This window comes from Pantoea sp. sgz302252 (genome assembly GCF_047713085.1).
GTDB lineage: Bacteria > Pseudomonadota > Gammaproteobacteria > Enterobacterales > Enterobacteriaceae > Scandinavium.
In genome coordinates this window covers 44,269-62,370 of sequence record NZ_JBLFJW010000033.1, presented here as the reverse complement: position 1 = coordinate 62,370, position 18,102 = coordinate 44,269, and the positions used below count along the sequence as shown (strand labels likewise).

Below are 18,102 nucleotides of genomic sequence, written 5' to 3'. Positions count from 1 at the left end.
CTTTGAGTGCCCACACAGATTGTCTGATAAATTGTTAAAGAGCAGTTGAAACGCGGCTTTCGCTCACCGTTTCGAGGTCCCGTATAATACGTTTTCCTCTTTCAGAGTCAAGCATTTATTTTCGCTTTTCGTCTGCCAGAATTTCCGGAGAAACCCTGCTGACCCGGCGGCTTGCCTGCCGTTGTTCCGTGTCAGTGGAGGCGCATTATAGGGAGTTATTCCGGGGTGACAAGAGGAAATTTGAATTATTTTACTGTTCGCATTTTTTTTCACCAAAACAGCCATAAAAGCACCATTAATTGCGCTATCTGCTGATTTTACCGCCGAATTTTGTCACTGAGTGGCATACTAAAAAAGAGTTTAGACAGAAGGAATGACATTTATGTCCTTAAGCGCACAGCAGCTGGCGGCACAAAAGAACATCTCATGGGTTCTTGCCGAGAAATTGGCGCAGAAGATTTTAACCGGTGAGTATCCCCCGGAAAGCATCCTCCCGGGTGAAATGGAGCTAGGTGAACAATTCGGTGTTAGCCGGACAGCCGTTCGCGAAGCGGTGAAGACGTTATCCGCAAAAGGCATGGTGTTACCTCGCCCCCGTATTGGTACCCGGGTGATGCCAAAAAGCGACTGGAACTTTCTGGACAAAGAGTTGCTCTCCTGGTGGCTCACCGAGAACAACTTCCCCGAAGTGGTAGAACACTTCCTGGTCATGCGCAGCAGCCTTGAACCTCAGGCCTGCATGCTGGCGGCAATGCTGGGCAGCGCGGAACAGAAAGCGCAATTGAACACCTTGATGGAAGAGATGACGCATCTGAAGCGTCATTTTAACCGTGAGCGTTGGATAGCGGTGGACATGGCCTGGCATGAGCAAATCTATGCCATGAGTTCGAATCCTTTCCTGACATCGTTCGCTTCTTTATTTCATTCGGTTTATCACACCTACTTTGCCGCGATCACTCAGGACGAAGTGGTGAAACTCGATCTCCACCAGGCCATTGTCGATGCTATCCAGGAGAGCGACGGCCCTCGGGCGTTTCAGGCCTGTCAGGCTCTGTTAATTGCTCCCACAACGCAGGCGCATAAATAGATGACAGAAAAGAAATCACGCAGTATGGCTGGGTTGCCGTGGATTGCGGCAATGGCCTTCTTTATGCAGGCGTTGGATGCCACCATCCTTAACACGGCACTTCCTGCCATAGCCCAAAGCCTAAACCGCTCTCCGTTGGCGATGCAGTCAGCCATCATCAGCTACACCCTGACGGTAGCAATGCTGATCCCAGTCAGCGGCTGGCTGGCCGACCGCTTTGGGACACGACGAGTCTTTATGCTCGCAGTGAGCCTCTTCACCCTGGGATCGCTTGCCTGTGCGCTCTCAGGCTCGTTGCTGCAATTGGTTATCTTCCGCGTGATTCAGGGGATTGGCGGCGCCATGATGATGCCCGTCGCTCGCCTCGCTCTGTTACGCGCCTATCCGCGCAGCGAGCTGTTGCCGGTGCTTAATTTTGTCACTATGCCAGGTTTAGTCGGCCCCATCCTTGGTCCGGTATTGGGCGGAGTGCTGGTGACCTGGGCGAGCTGGCACTGGATCTTCCTGATTAATATTCCGATTGGTATCGCTGGGCTGTTATATGCCCGCAAATATATGCCGAACTTTACTACCCCGCGCCGCAGCTTTGATATGACTGGCTTTCTGTTGTTTGGCCTGAGCCTGGTGCTATTTTCCAGCGGGATGGAACTGTTTGGCGAGAAGATTGTGGCGACCTGGATTGCACTGGCTATCGTGCTGGTGAGCATGCTGCTGCTCTATGCCTATATAAAGCATGCTCGTCGCCATCCTACGCCCCTTATTACTTTGCCGATGTTCAGGACGCGTACTTTTTCCGTGGGAATTGCCGGAAATCTGGCGACACGCCTGGGCACAGGCTGCGTCCCGTTCCTGATGCCGCTGATGTTGCAGGTTGGGTTTGGTTATCCGGCGCTGATTGCAGGCTGCATGATGGCCCCCACGGCAATGGGCTCCATCCTGGCGAAATCCACGGTCACTCAGGTACTGCGCTGGCTGGGTTATCGCAAAACGCTGGTGGGAATAACCCTCTTTATCGGCCTGATGATCGCTCAGTTCTCGCTGCAATCCCCTTCGATGCCGGTCTGGATGCTGATCCTGCCGCTGTTCGTGCTGGGCATGGCGATGTCGACGCAATTCACATCGATGAATACCATCACACTCGCTGACTTAACCGATGAAAACGCCAGCGGCGGCAACAGTGTGCTGGCGGTAACGCAGCAGCTTTCAATCAGTCTGGGGGTTGCGGTCAGCGCAGCTGTTCTGCGCTTTTATGAAGGGTTCGACAGCACCAATACCGTCGAGCAGTTCCACTACACCTTTATTACCATGGGTGCGATAACCGTAGTTTCGGCGTTGGTCTTTATGCTGCTGAAACCGAAAGATGGCCGCAACCTGATTAAGGAGCGGCACAAGAAGAAGGCTTAAGCCGAGCCGCGCACCACCAGCTCGGGCGTGAGTTGCACTCGCTGCTGCTTCTGTCCGGGCTGGGCCATACGATGGATAAGTACATCAATAGCCAGTTCACCCAACTCATCTTTCGGCTGATGGATAGTCGTCAGCGGTGGAGTCATGTAGGCAGCCAGTTCAATATCATCATATCCCACGACAGCCATCTGCTGCGGAACAGACAAGCCCGCCTGATACAACGCCTGATACACGCCCACGGCCATCGCATCGTTACCCACAAAGACAGCCTGCGGTGGAACAGGTAAAGCGAGCAGCGACTGCATCGCACTCAATCCGCCGCCAAACTCAAAATCACTGGTAATGATGTAACCTTCTTCTATTACCAACCCGCAGCGCTGCATCGCAGCCTGATACCCTTCCAGACGCAAGCGAGCGGGCGTTTTATCCAGCGGACCGGCAATGCAGGCAATACGCGTGTAGCCTTTGTCGATCAGATACTGTGTGGCCATGTCACCGCCGAGCAGCGAGTTATCCTGAATCAGATCGCTGTCACCGTCGAACGGTGCCCAGTCCATCATCACTGTCGGGATAGAGGGATAACGCTGCATGATTTCTTGCGAGGGCTGGTGAGTTTCGGTGCAGAGCAACAGCAAACCATCGACACGCTTTTGCATTAGCGTTTCGAGATTGCTGTTCATCCTTTGCTCATCGCCCTCGGTGTTACACAGCACCAGGCTGTAGCCGCGCTCAAAGCAACTGCGTTCCACGCCGCGGACCAGCTCAGAATAGAAAGGATTGGTACTGGCGGTGATCAACATGCCAATGGTGTGGGTCTGATTGAGCTTGAGGCTGCGCGCCAGCGCAGACGGCGCATAGTTAAGACTTTTGATCGCCGCCAGCACTTTTTCAGTGATGGCCTCGCTGACAAAGCGGTCCTTATTAATAACGTGAGAGACCGTTGAGGTGGAAACGCCCGCCAGGCGGGCAACGTCCTTCATGGTAGCCAAGCGTTACCCCTGCTGACTGAGGAATTCGTCGATCTCTTTACGCCACGGCACAGACGGTTGCGCGCCTTTGCGAGTCACCGCAATCGCGGCAGCTGCGTGCGCGAAACGTAACGCTTTTGGCAGGGCCTCACCTTCCAGCAACGCCGTCATCAGCGCCCCGTTGAACGTGTCACCTGCGGCGATGGTGTCGATGGCCTGAACTTTAAAGCCCGGCACGCGCTGGCCTTTACCCTGCTCGCTGGCCCACACGCCACGGCTGCCGAGCGTGATGATAACCGTCTCAATGCCTTTATCGTGCAGCGCCTGAGCCGCAATCGCTGCGTCTTCATCGGTTTCCACTTTCACCCCGGTCAGCTTTTCAGCTTCGGTTTCGTTCGGAGTGATGATATCCACCAGCGCCAGCAGCTCGTCGGAAAGCTCACGTGCAGGGGCAGGATTGAGCACGACTTTCGTGCCGTGTTGCCGGGCAATCTTTGCCGCAGCCAAAACGCTTTCCAGCGGGGATTCCAGTTGCATCAGCAGTGCGTCTGCATCGGCAATCCGTTTTTCCTGCGCTGCAACTAAATCTGTAGACAATGCCGCGTTCGCGCCTGCATGAATACCGATGACATTCTCACCTTCGCCATTAACGAAAATCAGCGCTACACCGGTGGACTCCCCGGCAATCGCGCTCACTGGCGCAACGTCGATGTTGTCGCTGGCGAGCTGCTTGCGAATACGTTCACCAATATCATCATCGCCCGTACAAGCGATAAAAGAAATATTGGCTCCGCTACGCCCTGCGGCTACGGCCTGGTTTGCACCTTTGCCACCAAACGCCACCTGATAGTGCGTACCCGTGAGGGTTTCACCAGGACGGGGAAAAGCATCAAGGTTAAGAATGTGATCGGCATTGATACTGCCAAGGACGACGAGATTTCCTGCGTTGTTCATAATCATGAGTGTCCGGTAAAGAGCGCCACCGGGATCCCGGTGGCGCATGCCACGCTTTTCTTTTTACGTTGTCCCCTCAGGCTCTTGGTGGCCTGAATCGGTATGACTTATTGCTTGATGACCAGCTTCAGGTCAACAGGATACTTGGCCTGAACCTTCTCACCTTTCAGTACCTTATCAGCAACTTCCACGCCCTGGGCGCCAATTTGCTCCGGCAACTGTGCAATCGTCGCTGCCAGTTTGCCATCATTTACTGCTTTTTCGCCATCCGGAGTACCGTCAAAACCGACGACCATCACATCTGACTTACCGGCTGTCTGCAATGCACGCAGTGCGCCAAGCGCCATTTCATCGTTCTGAGCGAAGACCGCTTTCACGTCAGGGTGCGCGGTCAGCAGGTTCTGCATGACGTTCAGACCTTTGGTGCGGTCGAAGTCTGCCGGCTGGCTCGCCAGAACATCAAATTTGTGAGCAGCAACAGCCTGCTGGAAGCCTTCACCACGTTCACGGGCAGCGGAAGTCCCGGCAATGCCCTGCAGCTCGATAACCTTCGCGCCTTCACCTGCTTTCTTGGCGATGTAATCACCCGCGATTTTGCCGCCCAGCACGTTATCAGAAGCGATATGGCTGACCACTTCACCTTTGGCCGCCTGGCGGTCGAGCGTGATAACAGGAATTTTCGCCTGGTTTGCCATCTTCACGGCATTACCTACAGCGTCAGAGTCGGTTGGGTTGATCAGCAGGATTTTGGTGCCGCGTACGGTCAGGTCCTGTACGTTCGCCAGCTCTTTCGCCGGGTTGTTCTGGGAATCCAGCACCACCAGGTTGTAGCCCAGTTTGTCCGCTTCTTTCTGCGCGCCCTCTTTCAGGGAAACGAAGAACGGGTTGTTCAGGGTAGAGATAACCAACGCAATGGTGTCTTTCGCCATCGCGTTAGCACTGACGGTAGCGCTCAGTGCCACGGCGGAAACGAGGGTAGCCAGTTTTTTCATGTTCATATCTGAGAGGTCCTGTTATGTCAGTTATTACTGCTTTTTGTTGTCTACCAGCACCGCCAGCAATATCACCACCGCTTTGACGATCATCTGGTAATAGGAGGAAACACCTAACAAATTCAAACCATTATTGAGGAAACCGAGGATTAATGCGCCGATCAGCGTCCCAACTATGCGACCTTTACCGCCCGCAAGACTGGTGCCGCCAAGCACGACGGCCGCAATCGCATCCAGCTCGTAGCCTGTTCCCGCAGTAGGCTGCGCAGAAGAGAGGCGCGCCACTTCGATAATGCCCGCGAGAGAAGCCAGCAGACCACAAAGTGAATAGACGATGATTTTGACTTTGTTGACGCTGATGCCCGACAGACGTGTCGCCGCTTCGTTACCGCCAAGAGCATAGATATATCGGCCCAGACGAGTGTGATGCAGCATGTACCAGGCCGCGATAAACACAATCGCCATGATCCACACAGGCGTTGGAATACCCAGCGGGCGGCCAATACCAAACCAGCCGAACACATCTGCGTTGTCAGTAAAGCCGGTATTCACCGGGCTGCCGTTGGTGTAGACCATCGTCACACCGCGTAGCAGAAGCATCATCACCAGCGTGGCGATAAACGCCTGCACTCGGCCCTTTGCCACAATCACGCCAGTCACTGCGCCAATCGCCGCACCTAAGGCAAGTGCCGCCGCAACAGCCACCAGCGCATTCACTTCGATACCCACAATCGAGGCGGCCACCGCACCAGTCAGCGCCAGCAGCGATCCCACAGACAAATCGATACCGGAGGTGAGGATAACCAGCGTCATCCCGACCGCCATAATGGCGTTCACGGAAGTCTGTTGCAGGATATTGAACAGGTTATTGACGGTAAAAAAGTTCGGGCTCAGGGTGGAGACAATCGCTATCAGCACCAGCAGCGCGATCAGCGATTTTTGCTCCAGCAGCCACGCTTTGGTGAAATAGCGGCGACCAGAAACAGCCTGGGTAGTCATCTTTTTTACTCCTGATTCACACGATTAAGCTTGCCCACAGCGGCAGCCATCAATACTTCCTGAGTGGCCTGCTCGCGCGTGAATTCACCGCCGAGATGCCCTTCATGCATCACCATGATGCGATCGCTCATGCCCAGCACTTCCGGCATCTCAGACGAGACAAGGATGATGCTCAGGCCATCGGCTTTAAACTGGTTGATAAGCTGGTAGATCTCTTTTTTCGCCCCGACGTCAACGCCGCGCGTTGGCTCATCGAGGATCAGCACTTTCGGGCGCGTCATCAGCCCACGGGCAATGGCGACCTTTTGCTGATTGCCGCCGGAAAGCAGACCAATCGCCTGTTCCATGGACGGGGTTTTGACGTTAAACAGACGGATAAAATCACTCACCGTCTGCTGTTCATCTTTGTGTTTCAGGCTGCCGCCGCTGTGGCTGAAATAGCGCAACGCGGTCAGCGACATGTTCTCTTTAACTGACATGCCAAGCACTAAGCCATCGCGTTTACGGTCTTCAGAGATATAAACGATGCCGTTAGCCAGACCATCCTGTGGTGATTTGGTCACCACTTCATGGCCATCAAGTGTCACATACCCGCTGCTACGCGGTAGCGCGCCGTAAAGCACTTTCATCAGCTCGGTACGCCCGGCGCCCATCAACCCGGCCACGCCGAGGATCTCGCCTTTACGCAGCGTAAAGCTGACGTTTTCCACGCCTGGCCCACAAAGGTTATCCACCTTCAGGAGAACGTCGCCCGGCGCTTTATCGAGACGCGGATACTGATCTTCAAGTTTGCGCCCGACCATCATCTCAATCAGCGTGTCTTCGGTGAGGCTGGACACTTCACGCTCGGCGATAAACTGCCCGTCGCGGAAAACTGTCACGTCATCGCAGATTTCGAAGATCTCTTTCATGCGATGGGAAATATAGACAATGCCGCGCCCTTGCGATTTCAGCTCGCGAATGACGCGGAATAAGGACTCGGTTTCAGTGTCGGTGAGCGCATCCGTCGGTTCATCCATGATGATGACCTTCGACTCAAAGCTCAGGACCTTGGCAATTTCGACCATCTGCTGATCGCCAATCGACAGTTCACCCACCAGCCTGTCACTTTTAAAGCGCAGGTTGAGTTTCGCCAGCAGCTTGTCAGCTTCGGCGTACATGGTTTTCCAGTCGATTTTGCCGAAGCGGTTAACGAACTCGCGGCCTAAGAAAATGTTCTCAGCGATGGAAAGCTGCGGGATCAGGTTCAGTTCCTGATGAATGATGCCAATTCCGGCTTCCTGCGATGACTTCGGCCCGGTAAAGGTGGTTTCCTTTCCCAGCCACAACAGTGAACCGGCATCTTTGCTGTAGATCCCGGTCAGCACTTTCATCATCGTGGATTTGCCAGCGCCGTTCTCACCGACCAGCGCCATCACGCGGCCAGCGTACACATTCAGTGAAGCGCCGGAGAGGGCTTTTACGCCCGGGAAGGATTTGTCGATCCCTTTGAGTTGCAGTAATGCGTCCATGATGGCCTCAGAAGGTGACGCCAGCACAGAGAATGATATTCGCATACGGGGAACACTCCCCGCTGCGAATCACCGCCTGGCTTTCTGCGGTTTGTCGTTTGAACTGCTCGTGTGTGGTGTAACGAATGTCAATGGTGTTTCCCTGGTGTTGCTGCAGTTGCTCCAGGTGACGGAGCAACGTTTCGTGGAGCTGCGGATTATGGGTTTTGATTTCCGCGGCGAGAATTGCCGTCTCAACCTGCATCTCTGATGTCACCACCTCCAGCACCTGCATAAAACCAGGCACTCCCTGGGTTAAAGCCATATCAATGCGCTGCGTGCTGTGAGGGATCGGCAGACCCGCATCACACACCACCAGCGTATCAGTATGCCCAAGGCGAGAAATGACCGAGGAGAGTTCAGCGTTGAGTACAGTACCTTTCTTCATGTTTTGCTCCACTAGCGAAACGTTTCGCTGGAGTAAGTTTACTCTGAAGAAAGCTCAGAAAACCACCATCAGGTTATAGAAATGTGATCGGCATCGAAACGTTTCGAGGTAGAGTGCAAAACCTTCTCTTTGGAGAAGGTTTTTAGTATTTGCTCCCTCTCCCCGTGGGAGAGGGTCGGGGAGAGGGCATCAGACCGCACCAGATAAAGACGTTAAATCTCAACCTGCGTCCCAAGCTCAATCACACGGTTTGGCGGGATCTCAAACTGATCTGGCGCACGGAGAGCGTTGCGTTGCAGCAGCAGGTAGAGCTTGCCACGCAGGCGCAGATACCACGGACGATCGTTGCCGATAATCAGCGACTCATGCGACATGAAGAACGAGGTTTCCATCATCCGGCAGCTTAAACCTTCCAGACCACAGCGATGGAACACTTCTTCCACGTTCGGCGTTTCACGCCAGCCGTAGCTTGCGACCACTCGCCAGAATGACGGCGACAGCTGTTCAATCTGCACACGACGCACGTTGTGAACGTATGGTGCATCTTCAGTTCGCAGCGTCAGCAGGATCACACGCTCATGCAGCACTTTGTTGTGCTTGAGATTATGCAGCATCGCAAAGGGAATGACGTTCAGGGCGCGAGACATATACACCGCAGTGCCAGGCACGCGAACAGGTGGCGATTTCTCAAGGGAAGCAATCATCGCTTCAAGCGAGTTACCATGCTCATGCATGCGACGCAGCAGGCGGAAACGCTCGCTCTTCCAGGTGGTCATCACCATGAACATCACCAGGCCGAGGGTCAGCGGCAGCCAGCCACCGGACATCAGTTTGTCGAGGTTCGCCGAGAACAGCGGCACGTCAATACACAGGAACGCAATCAGAATCAGGCCGACGAAGTACTTGTTCCAGTGCCAGTTTCGGTAAGCCACGGTCGTGGAGAGAATCGAGGTCAGTACCATGGTACCGGTGACAGCGATACCGTATGCCGCCGCCAGGTTGCTGGAGTGCTCGAAGCTCACGATAACCAGCACCACCGAGACATACAGCAGCCAGTTAATGAACGGGATATAAATTTGCCCGGACTCCATTTCTGAAGTGTGGATGATGCGCATCGGCGAGAGATAACCCAAACGCACGGCCTGACGGGTTAATGAGAACACGCCAGAAATCACCGCCTGAGAGGCGATGACGGTCGCCAGGGTGGCGATAATCAGCATCGGGATCAGCGCCCACTCAGGAGCCAGCAGGAAGAACGGGTTTTTTATCGCTTCCGGGTGTTTCAGCAGTAGCGCGCCCTGACCGAAGTAGTTCAGCACCAGCGAGGGCAGCACCACGCTAAACCAGGCGATACGAATGGGCAGTTTGCCGAAGTGCCCCATATCCGCATACAGCGCCTCAACACCGGTAATGGAAAGCACCACTGCACCCAGCGCCACAAACGACACGGTTTTGTATTCAAGGAAGAAATGGACGGCCCAATAAGGATTCAGAGCCTGCAACACTTCCGGGTTCGCAATGATGCTGCGTGCACCCAGCACAGCCAGCAGCAGGAACCAGATAAGCATGATCGGCGCGAACAGTTTCCCCACCAGCGCAGTCCCGTGCTTCTGGATCATGAACAGCAGGGTTAATACGGCGATAGAAATGGGGACTATCCAGCTATCAAGCTGAGGGGCGATGATTTCAAGCCCTTCAATAGCCGACATCACCGAGATGGCCGGGGTTATCACCACCTCGCCATAGAAGAAGCTGCCGCCAATAAGGCCGAGGATCACCAGCACAGACGTCATTCTTGCCGAGGTATTTCGCCCGGCCAATGACATCAACGTCAAAATACCGCCTTCACCGGCGTTATCTGCGCGCATCACGAAGGTGATGTATTTCAGGGAAACTGTAAAAATCAGCAGCCAGAAAATCAGCGACAGGAAGCCGAACACGGCATCACGTTCTACACCAAATCCAAACTGGCCTGAGAGACATTCTCTCAATGTATAAAGTGGGCTGGTACCGATATCACCGTAGACCACGCCGATTGCCGCCAGCGTGATGGCCGGCAATGAATGCTTATTATCAGTGCTCATAGACTCGTCTTTCGTTTATAAGACAAATGTGTACCCTGATCCCTGGCTCACAAAAGGCGCACAGTATGCACGATTAATCACAAAATCGTACTCCAAATTGACCCCACGTTATCCCTGCTCAAAGAAAAAACTGCGGTTTTTCCCACGATGACCCATTGCCCACAACCCGCTATAATCGCCTGATAGCTGGATAATTAGCGGAAGGATACCCCTCTATTATGGCGCAATCACACTTATTAGCAGAAAGAATTTCCCGCCTCAGTGGAGCCCTCGAAAAAGGGCTTTTTGAGCGCAGTCACGCCATCCGGTTGTGCCTGTTAGCCGCACTGAGCGGCGAAAGTGTCTTTCTGCTGGGGCCGCCCGGCATTGCCAAAAGCCTGATCGCCCGCCGCCTTAAATTCGCCTTCCAACACGCTCGCGCCTTTGAATACCTGATGACCCGTTTCTCCACACCCGAAGAGGTGTTTGGCCCGTTATCCATTCAGGCGTTGAAAGATGAAGGTCGCTATGAGCGCTTAACCACAGGCTATCTGCCAGAAGCTGAAATCGTGTTTCTGGATGAGATCTGGAAAGCGGGTCCGGCAATCCTGAACACCCTGCTCACCGCCATAAACGAACGCAGTTTCCGAAACGGCGCCAGCGAAGAAAAAATCCCGATGCGCCTGCTAGTAGCGGCCTCCAACGAATTGCCAGAAGCAGACAGCAGCCTGGAAGCGCTTTATGACCGCATGCTGATTCGCCTGTGGCTGGACAAGGTACAGGACAAAGGCAACTTCCGCTCGCTGCTGATAAACCAGCAGGATGAAAGCATTAACCCCGTGCCTGAAAGCCTTCAGGTCACAGACGAAGAATTCATCCAGTGGCAGAAGGACATCGGCAACGTTAAGCTGCCCGACGCTATTTTTGAACTGGTCTATCACCTGCGTCAGCAGCTGGATACTCTGCCAAACGCGCCTTATGTTTCTGACAGACGCTGGAAAAAAGCGATCCGCCTACTGCAGGCCTGTGCCTTTTTCAGTGGCCGCGAGGCGATCGCGCCCATTGATTTGATCCTGCTGAAAGATTGCCTGTGGCACGATGCGGAAAGCCGCCAGCTCATGAAACAGCAACTGGATAATTTGATGACCGGGCACGCCTGGCAACAGCAGGCCATGTTGCTCAAACTCGGAGCTATTACCCAACGGCGTTTGCAAATCCAGCAACAGCAGAGTGACAAAACAGCGCTGAAAGTCACTCGCCTGGGCGGCATGTTCAGCCGCAAACCGCACTATGAGCTGCCTGGTGATTTGCAGGACGCAACGCTCACGCTGTTACTTCAGCAGCCGCTGAAACTGCACGATATGAATGTGGTGCACATCACCGTCGAGCGTCAGGCGCTAGCTCATTGGCTGGAAAAAGGCGGTGAGATCCGCGGCAAGCTCAACGGCATTGGTTTCGCTCAGGTGTTGAATATGGAAGTCGACACCAGCCTGCATCTGCTGCTGCGTGACGTCAGCCTGCAGGGTTCGCGGCTTGCGCTCCCTGGAACCAGCACTCCGGAGAACATGCCGGGTGAAATAAAACAACAACTGGATACACTGGACGACGAATGGCATCAGCAGCACACCCGCTTTAGCGAACAGCAAAAATGCCTGTTCGTTCACGGCGAGTGGCTGGGCAGAATTGAGGCAAGCCTTCAGGATGTCGGCGATCAGATCAAACAGGCTCGCCAGTAATGCTCACCCTCGACACACTGAACGTGATGCTGGCCGTCAGCGAAGAAAGCATGATCGAAGAGATGATCATCGCCCTGCTGGCTGCCCCTCAGTTGGCGATTTTTTTTGAGAAGTTTCCACGGCTGAAAAATGCCCTGACCGAAGATATCCCCCGTTGGCGGGAGTCACTGAAAAGTCGACTGAAGGAAACGCATATTCCTCAGGAACTGAGTGACGAGGTGATGTGCTATCAGCAAAGCCAGACGCTTTCTACGGCGCAATTTATTGTGCAGCTCCCGCAAATCCTCGCCCTTTTACACAAGCTCCAGTCGCCGTTTGCCGCTCAGGCACAACAGCTGGTGGACAATAACGCCACGTTCACCTCAGCGCTACATACACTGTTTTTGCAGCGTTGGCGGCTCAGCCTGGTCGTTCAGGCGACAACACTCAACCAGCAACTACTGGAAGACGAGCGTGAACAACTGCTCAGCGAAGTGCAGGAAAAGATGACCCTCAGCGGACAACTCGAGCCGATTTTAGTTGAAAATGATGCCGCAGCAGGCCGCCTGTGGGACATGAGCGAAGGGCAACTGAAGCGCGGCGACTGGCAGCTGATTGTCCGATACGGTGATTTTCTGACGGAACAGCCGGAGCTGATGCGCCTGGCCGAACAACTGGGCCGTTCGCGCGAAGCCAAATCCGTGCCACGCAAAGATGCGCCAATGGAAACGTTTCGTACACTCGTGCGTGAACCAGCCACAGTGCCGGAACAGGTTGATGGTTTGCAGCAGAGCGACGATATCCTGCGCCTGCTTCCACCCGAACTGGCAACGCTTGGGATAACCGAACTGGAATACGAGTTTTACCGGCGGCTGGTGGAGAAGCAATTGCTCACTTACCGTCTGCACGGTGACGCCTGGCGAGAGAAAATCAGCGAGCGTCCTGTTGTTCATCAGGACTTTGATGAGCAGCCGCGCGGGCCATTTATTGTTTGCGTGGATACCTCAGGTTCAATGGGAGGCTTTAACGAACAATGTGCAAAAGCCTTCTGTCTGGCATTGATGCGCGTGGCGCTGGCGGACAATCGCCGCTGCTACATCATGCTGTTTTCCAGTGAAGTGGTGCGCTACGAACTGACCGGGCCGCAGGGGCTGGAACAGGCGATTCGCTTTCTGAGCCAGCGCTTTCGCGGCGGCACGGATATCGCCAGCTGCTTCCGCGCGATTATCGAACGGATGCAGGGTCCGGAATGGACGGATGCCGATGCGGTGGTGATTTCAGACTTTATCGCCCAGCGATTACCGGACGACGTGGTGAATAAGGTGAGCGAATTGCAGCGTGTGCATCAACATCGCTTTCATGCCGTCGCGATGTCACAACATGGAAAACCCGGCATCATGCGCATCTTTGATCACATCTGGCGCTTTGATACCGGGTTACGGAGCCGCCTGCTGCGGCGCTGGCAACGCTAATTAAAGAAGAGAACCCACGCTTTCACGAACCTGCTGCGGCCACACACCACACTGCACCTGGCCGATGTGCGGCAGTTGCAGCAGCAGCATGGTCAAACGAGACTGGCCAATCCCCCCGCCGACGGTCTGCGGCATCTCACCGCGAAGCAGCGCCTGGTGCCACTCTAACTGCAGGCGATCGTCATCCCCAGTAAGTGCTAACTGACGTTTCAGCGCTTCGGCATCCACACGAATCCCCATCGAGGAAAGCTCAAACGCATCTTCCAGTACCGGGTTCCACACCAGAATATCGCCATTCAGACCAGCCAAACCGGTTTCACCTTGGGTGCTCCAGTCATCATAATCCGGGGCGCGGACGTCGTGACGCTGACCGTCAGACAAGTTGCCGCCGATGCCAATCAGGAAAACAGCACCCAGCTCTTTCGCAATGGCGCGTTCACGCCCTTTGGCATCCAGACCCGGGTAACGGCTCAGTAATTCCTGGCTGTGCACAAAGTGGATCTGCTCTGGCAGGAACGGTACCAGACCAAACTCTTTGCTCACCGCGGCTTCCGTCGCTTTGATCCCAGCGTAAATCGCTTCTACTGTTGCTTTCAGCGTGCCGGTATGACGTTCACCGTCGCCCATTACGCGTTCCCAGTCCCACTGGTCAACATAGACTGAATGGATGGGGGTAAGACGGTCTTCATCGGGGCGAAGGGCTTTCATGTGCGTGTAGAGCCCTTCGCCCGCGCTGAAGTCGTGTTGGCCGAGCGTCTGACGTTTCCATTTCGCGAGGGAATGCACCACCTCGAACTGGGCGTCAGGCAAGGTTTTCACTTTTACCTGTACCGCTTTCTCGCAACCAGACAGGTTGTCCTGGGTACCATCTCCCACCCGACTTAAGATCGGTGCCTGAACTTCAATGAGTCCAAGTCTGTCTTCGAGCTCACGTGAAAAATGGGACTTAACGAAACTGATCTGGCGTTGTTTTGCGATGTAAGCGGTTTTCATTTTTATACTCTCCTGCGTCCTGTGCCTTTGATTAAGCAACAGAAAGCAGGCGTAATTCAATAATCATCAATCAAAAAGCCACCTTCGATTTTGATTCGCTAAAATCAGGCGCTAAAATAGAAGGAATCATCAATTATCATAAGAATATCCTATGGAAAATTATCAGATCGACAATCTGGATCGCGGCATCCTTGAAGCCCTGATGGCCAATGCGCGCACAGCCTATGCAGAACTCGCCAAGCAATTTGGCGTAAGCCCGGGCACCATTCACGTCCGCGTAGAGAAAATGAAGCAGGCGGGCATCATTACCGGGGCGCGTATTGACGTGAACCCGAAGCAGCTCGGTTACGACGTTTGTTGCTTTATTGGCATCATCCTCAAAAGCGCCAAGGACTACCCCTCAGCGCTTGCACGGCTCGAAAGCCTGGATGAGGTCACGGAGGCGTATTACACCACCGGCCACTACAGCATCTTTATTAAAGTGATGTGTCGCTCGATCGACGCCCTTCAGCAGGTACTTATCAACAAGATCCAAACAATCGATGAAATTCAGTCCACCGAGACGCTCATCTCCCTGCAGAACCCGATCATGCGTACCATTCGCCCATGATCGGGCTTTTTAATCCCACATCTTTCCACAGGTAGATCCCAGCTCACACACAGCGTACAATGTGCCACTCAGGAATAATGGGTGGACTTTCATGGCAGACATTACACTTATCAGTGGCAGTACGCTCGGCGGTGCCGAATACGTTGCGGAACATCTGGCTGAAAAGCTGGAAGACGCCGGTTTCTCCACTGAAACGCTGCACGGCCCTCTGCTTGAGGAGCTGAATGCAAGGGGTGTCTGGCTGGTGGTGAGCTCCACGCACGGTGCGGGAGATATTCCCGATAACCTTCTTCCTTTATATGAAGCATTGCAGGAACAGAAACCAGATCTCTCCGCCGTACGTTTTGGTTCTGTCGGTATCGGCAGCCGTGAGTACGACACCTTTTGTGGGGCGATCGATAAAATCGATGCCGCTTTGATCGCCTGTGGCGCGAAGCAGGTGGGTGAAACACTGAAGATCAACATCCTTGATCATGACATTCCGGAAGATCCGGCCGAGATTTGGCTCGATGAATGGAAGAATGTGATCGGAGAATTGTAAAGATCGCGTTTTTTTGTGTGGATAACTCTGGTTAAAAGCACTGATCAACCGGTAGTTATCCAAAGTATAAGGTTTGGCTAGTTTTCGCCCTGTGCATAACCCTTCATTTTGATCCCAGCTTATACGGACCAGGATCACCGATCATTCACAGCCAGTGATCCTTCTTAAGCGTTTGATCTAAAAAGCCGGATCCACCTTATCCACAGAAGGTGGCGATCCTAATAAGAGATCATAGTAAAACAGATCTCTAAATAAAAAGATCTTCTTTTAATTACCCAGGATCCCGGGTGCTTTCTCCGACACGCAAAGTTGAGTAGAATCCACGGCCCGGGCTTCAATCACTTTTCAAACCGCTTAAATGCGAGGCAGAACACCATGTTTTATCAGGATCCTTTTGACGTCATCATCATTGGCGGGGGTCATGCAGGTACTGAGGCCGCGATGGCCGCAGCACGTATGGGTCAGCAAACCCTGCTGTTGACACACAATATCGACACGCTGGGGCAGATGAGCTGCAACCCGGCTATTGGCGGCATTGGGAAAGGACACCTGGTAAAAGAAGTGGATGCGCTTGGCGGCTTAATGGCCACGGCAATCGATCAGGCCGGTATCCAGTTTAGGATACTAAACGCCAGCAAAGGTCCTGCCGTTCGTGCCACCCGTGCTCAGGCCGATCGCGTGTTGTATCGTCAGGCGGTACGCACTGCGCTGGAAAACCAGCCTAACCTGATGATCTTCCAGCAGGCTGTCGAAGATCTGATTGTGGAAAACGATCAGGTTGTCGGTGCCGTGACCCAGATGGGTCTGAAGTTCCGTGCGAAAGCCGTGGTGCTGACTGTCGGCACTTTCCTTGACGGAAAAATTCATATTGGACTGGATAACTACAGCGGTGGCCGTGCTGGCGATCCGCCTTCCATTCCACTGTCTCGCCGTTTGCGTGAGTTGCCGCTACGCGTTAGCCGCTTAAAAACAGGGACGCCGCCGCGTATTGATGTGCGCACCATCGATTTCAGTGTGTTGGCTCAACAGCATGGCGATAACCCGATGCCGGTGTTCTCGTTCATGGGCAATGTTGCGCAACATCCTCGCCAGGTTCCGTGCTATATCACGCATACCAACGAGAAAACGCACGACGTTATTCGCAATAACCTCGATCGCAGCCCGATGTATGCTGGCGTGATTGAAGGGATTGGTCCGCGTTACTGCCCGTCGATTGAAGACAAGGTGATGCGTTTTGCCGATCGTAACCAGCACCAGATTTTCCTTGAGCCAGAAGGCCTGACGTCTAACGAAATCTACCCGAACGGGATTTCCACCAGCCTGCCGTTTGACGTGCAGATGCAGATCGTTCGTTCAATGGAAGGGATGGAAAACGCGAAGATCGTCCGTCCAGGCTACGCTATTGAGTACGACTTCTTCGATCCACGCGATCTGAAACCGACGCTGGAGAGTAAATTCATTCAGGGTCTGTTCTTTGCCGGGCAGATTAACGGCACCACTGGTTACGAAGAAGCTGCTGCACAAGGCTTGCTGGCGGGTCTTAATGCCGCTCGTTTCTCTGCTGACAAAGAAGGTTGGGCGCCACGCCGCGATCAGGCTTACCTTGGCGTGCTGGTCGACGACCTGTGCACACTGGGCACCAAAGAACCGTACCGCATGTTTACCTCTCGCGCGGAATATCGCTTGATGCTGCGTGAAGACAACGCCGATTTACGTCTGACAGAACAAGGCCGCGAGCTGGGTCTGGTTGATGACGAACGTTGGGCGCGTTTCAACGAGAAACTGGAAAGCATCGAACGTGAGCGTCAGCGCCTGAAATCCACCTGGGTGACGCCAACCTCTGAAGCTGCGGCTGAAGTGAATGCTCAATTGAGCGCACCGCTTTCTCGCGAAGCCAGTGGGGAAGATTTGCTGCGTCGTCCGGGCGTAACCTACGAGCAACTGGTTCAGTTGACGCCGTTTGCCCCGGGTCTTGAAGATCCACAGGCTGCTGAGCAAGTGGAGATTCAGGTTAAGTACGAAGGTTACATCGCGCGTCAGCAGGATGAGATTGATCGTCACCAGCGCAATGAGAATACGCTTCTGCCGGCCACGCTGGATTACCGTCAGGTTTCCGGCCTGTCCAATGAAGTTATCGCCAAGCTCAACGATCATAAACCGTCCTCCATCGGTCAGGCATCACGTATTTCCGGCGTTACGCCTGCAGCCATTTCGATTCTGTTGGTCTGGCTGAAGAAGCAGGGCATGCTGCGTCGCAGTGCTTAACATATTTCGTTGTATTCTGGCGGGGGCGCGTTGCTAACCCGCCCTACAGATTAGTAGGCCCGATCAGCGTAAGCGCCATCGGGCAAAATATTCAGGCAGGG

General features: G+C 54.0%; 15 protein-coding genes. 7 read left to right on the top strand and 8 right to left on the bottom strand.

Features of this window, described 5'->3' with window-relative positions; all coding sequences use genetic code 11:
- Positions 1-382 precede the first annotated feature (382 nt).
- A complete protein-coding gene (locus tag ACLW56_RS20635; protein ID WP_330985571.1) occupies positions 383-1,087 on the top strand; it encodes a FadR/GntR family transcriptional regulator in 705 nt (234 codons plus the stop codon).
- Positions 1,088-2,491, top strand: a complete 1,404-nt coding sequence (mdtD, locus tag ACLW56_RS20630) for a multidrug transporter subunit MdtD (protein ID WP_330985570.1) — start codon at positions 1,088-1,090, stop codon at positions 2,489-2,491.
- Here mdtD and rbsR read toward each other — a convergent pair.
- The 7 genes from rbsR to kup all read right to left on the bottom strand — a co-directional run bounded on the left by rbsR (position 2,488) and on the right by kup (position 10,426).
- Positions 2,488-3,480: a ribose operon transcriptional repressor RbsR gene (gene rbsR, locus ACLW56_RS20625; protein WP_404659896.1), complete on the bottom strand. Its 993-nt coding sequence runs from the start codon at positions 3,478-3,480 to the stop codon at positions 2,488-2,490. The two genes, mdtD and rbsR, sit on opposite strands and share 4 nt — an antisense overlap.
- Positions 3,481-3,483: 3 nt before the next feature.
- Entirely contained in the window at positions 3,484-4,413 is a 930-nt protein-coding gene (gene rbsK, locus ACLW56_RS20620) for a ribokinase (RefSeq protein ID WP_330985577.1), read from the bottom strand.
- Between the two features lie 107 nt (positions 4,414-4,520).
- Entirely contained in the window at positions 4,521-5,411 is an 891-nt protein-coding gene (rbsB, locus tag ACLW56_RS20615) for a ribose ABC transporter substrate-binding protein RbsB (RefSeq protein ID WP_330985569.1), read from the bottom strand.
- Between the two features lie 27 nt (positions 5,412-5,438).
- A complete protein-coding gene (gene rbsC, locus ACLW56_RS20610) occupies positions 5,439-6,404 on the bottom strand; it encodes a ribose ABC transporter permease (protein WP_330985568.1) in 966 nt (321 codons plus the stop codon).
- Between the two features lie 5 nt (positions 6,405-6,409).
- Positions 6,410-7,915, bottom strand: a complete 1,506-nt coding sequence (rbsA, locus tag ACLW56_RS20605; protein ID WP_330985576.1) for a ribose ABC transporter ATP-binding protein RbsA — start codon at positions 7,913-7,915, stop codon at positions 6,410-6,412.
- A 7-nt stretch (positions 7,916-7,922) separates the two neighbouring features.
- Positions 7,923-8,342, bottom strand: coding sequence for a D-ribose pyranase (gene rbsD, locus ACLW56_RS20600; protein WP_330985567.1), 420 nt, complete (start codon positions 8,340-8,342; stop codon positions 7,923-7,925).
- A 212-nt stretch (positions 8,343-8,554) separates the two neighbouring features.
- Positions 8,555-10,426, bottom strand: a complete 1,872-nt coding sequence (gene kup / locus ACLW56_RS20595; RefSeq protein ID WP_330985566.1) for a low affinity potassium transporter Kup — start codon at positions 10,424-10,426, stop codon at positions 8,555-8,557.
- A gap of 218 nt (positions 10,427-10,644) precedes the next feature.
- Between kup and ravA the strand changes: the two genes are divergently transcribed.
- Both ravA and viaA read left to right on the top strand, forming a co-directional pair.
- The gene (gene ravA / locus ACLW56_RS20590) at positions 10,645-12,141 is read left to right on the top strand and encodes an ATPase RavA (protein WP_330985565.1); all 1,497 of its coding nucleotides are present in this window, start codon (positions 10,645-10,647) and stop codon (positions 12,139-12,141) included.
- Positions 12,141-13,592 (top strand): ATPase RavA stimulator ViaA, encoded by a 1,452-nt coding sequence (gene viaA, locus ACLW56_RS20585; protein WP_330985563.1) that lies wholly within the window; start codon positions 12,141-12,143, stop codon positions 13,590-13,592. Before ravA ends, viaA begins: the two co-directional genes overlap by 1 nt.
- Here the strand turns inward: viaA and asnA are convergent, their stop codons facing one another.
- Positions 13,593-14,585, bottom strand: coding sequence for an aspartate--ammonia ligase (gene asnA / locus ACLW56_RS20580; RefSeq protein ID WP_330985562.1), 993 nt, complete (start codon positions 14,583-14,585; stop codon positions 13,593-13,595).
- Positions 14,586-14,736: 151 nt separating this feature from the next.
- On the opposite strand from asnA, the gene asnC reads away from it, so the two are divergent.
- The 3 genes from asnC (at position 14,737) to mnmG (ending at position 18,001) form a co-directional block, all read left to right on the top strand.
- Positions 14,737-15,195 carry a transcriptional regulator AsnC gene (asnC, locus tag ACLW56_RS20575; RefSeq protein WP_045853727.1) on the top strand — a complete coding sequence of 153 codons (459 nt, stop codon included), beginning with the start codon at positions 14,737-14,739 and terminating at the stop codon, positions 15,193-15,195.
- 91 nt (positions 15,196-15,286) lie between these two features.
- Positions 15,287-15,736 (top strand): FMN-binding protein MioC, encoded by a 450-nt coding sequence (mioC, locus tag ACLW56_RS20570; protein WP_330985561.1) that lies wholly within the window; start codon positions 15,287-15,289, stop codon positions 15,734-15,736.
- 375 nt (positions 15,737-16,111) lie between these two features.
- Positions 16,112-18,001, top strand: coding sequence for a tRNA uridine-5-carboxymethylaminomethyl(34) synthesis enzyme MnmG (gene mnmG, locus ACLW56_RS20565; protein ID WP_330985560.1), 1,890 nt, complete (start codon positions 16,112-16,114; stop codon positions 17,999-18,001).
- The last annotated feature ends 101 nt before the right edge of the window (positions 18,002-18,102 follow it).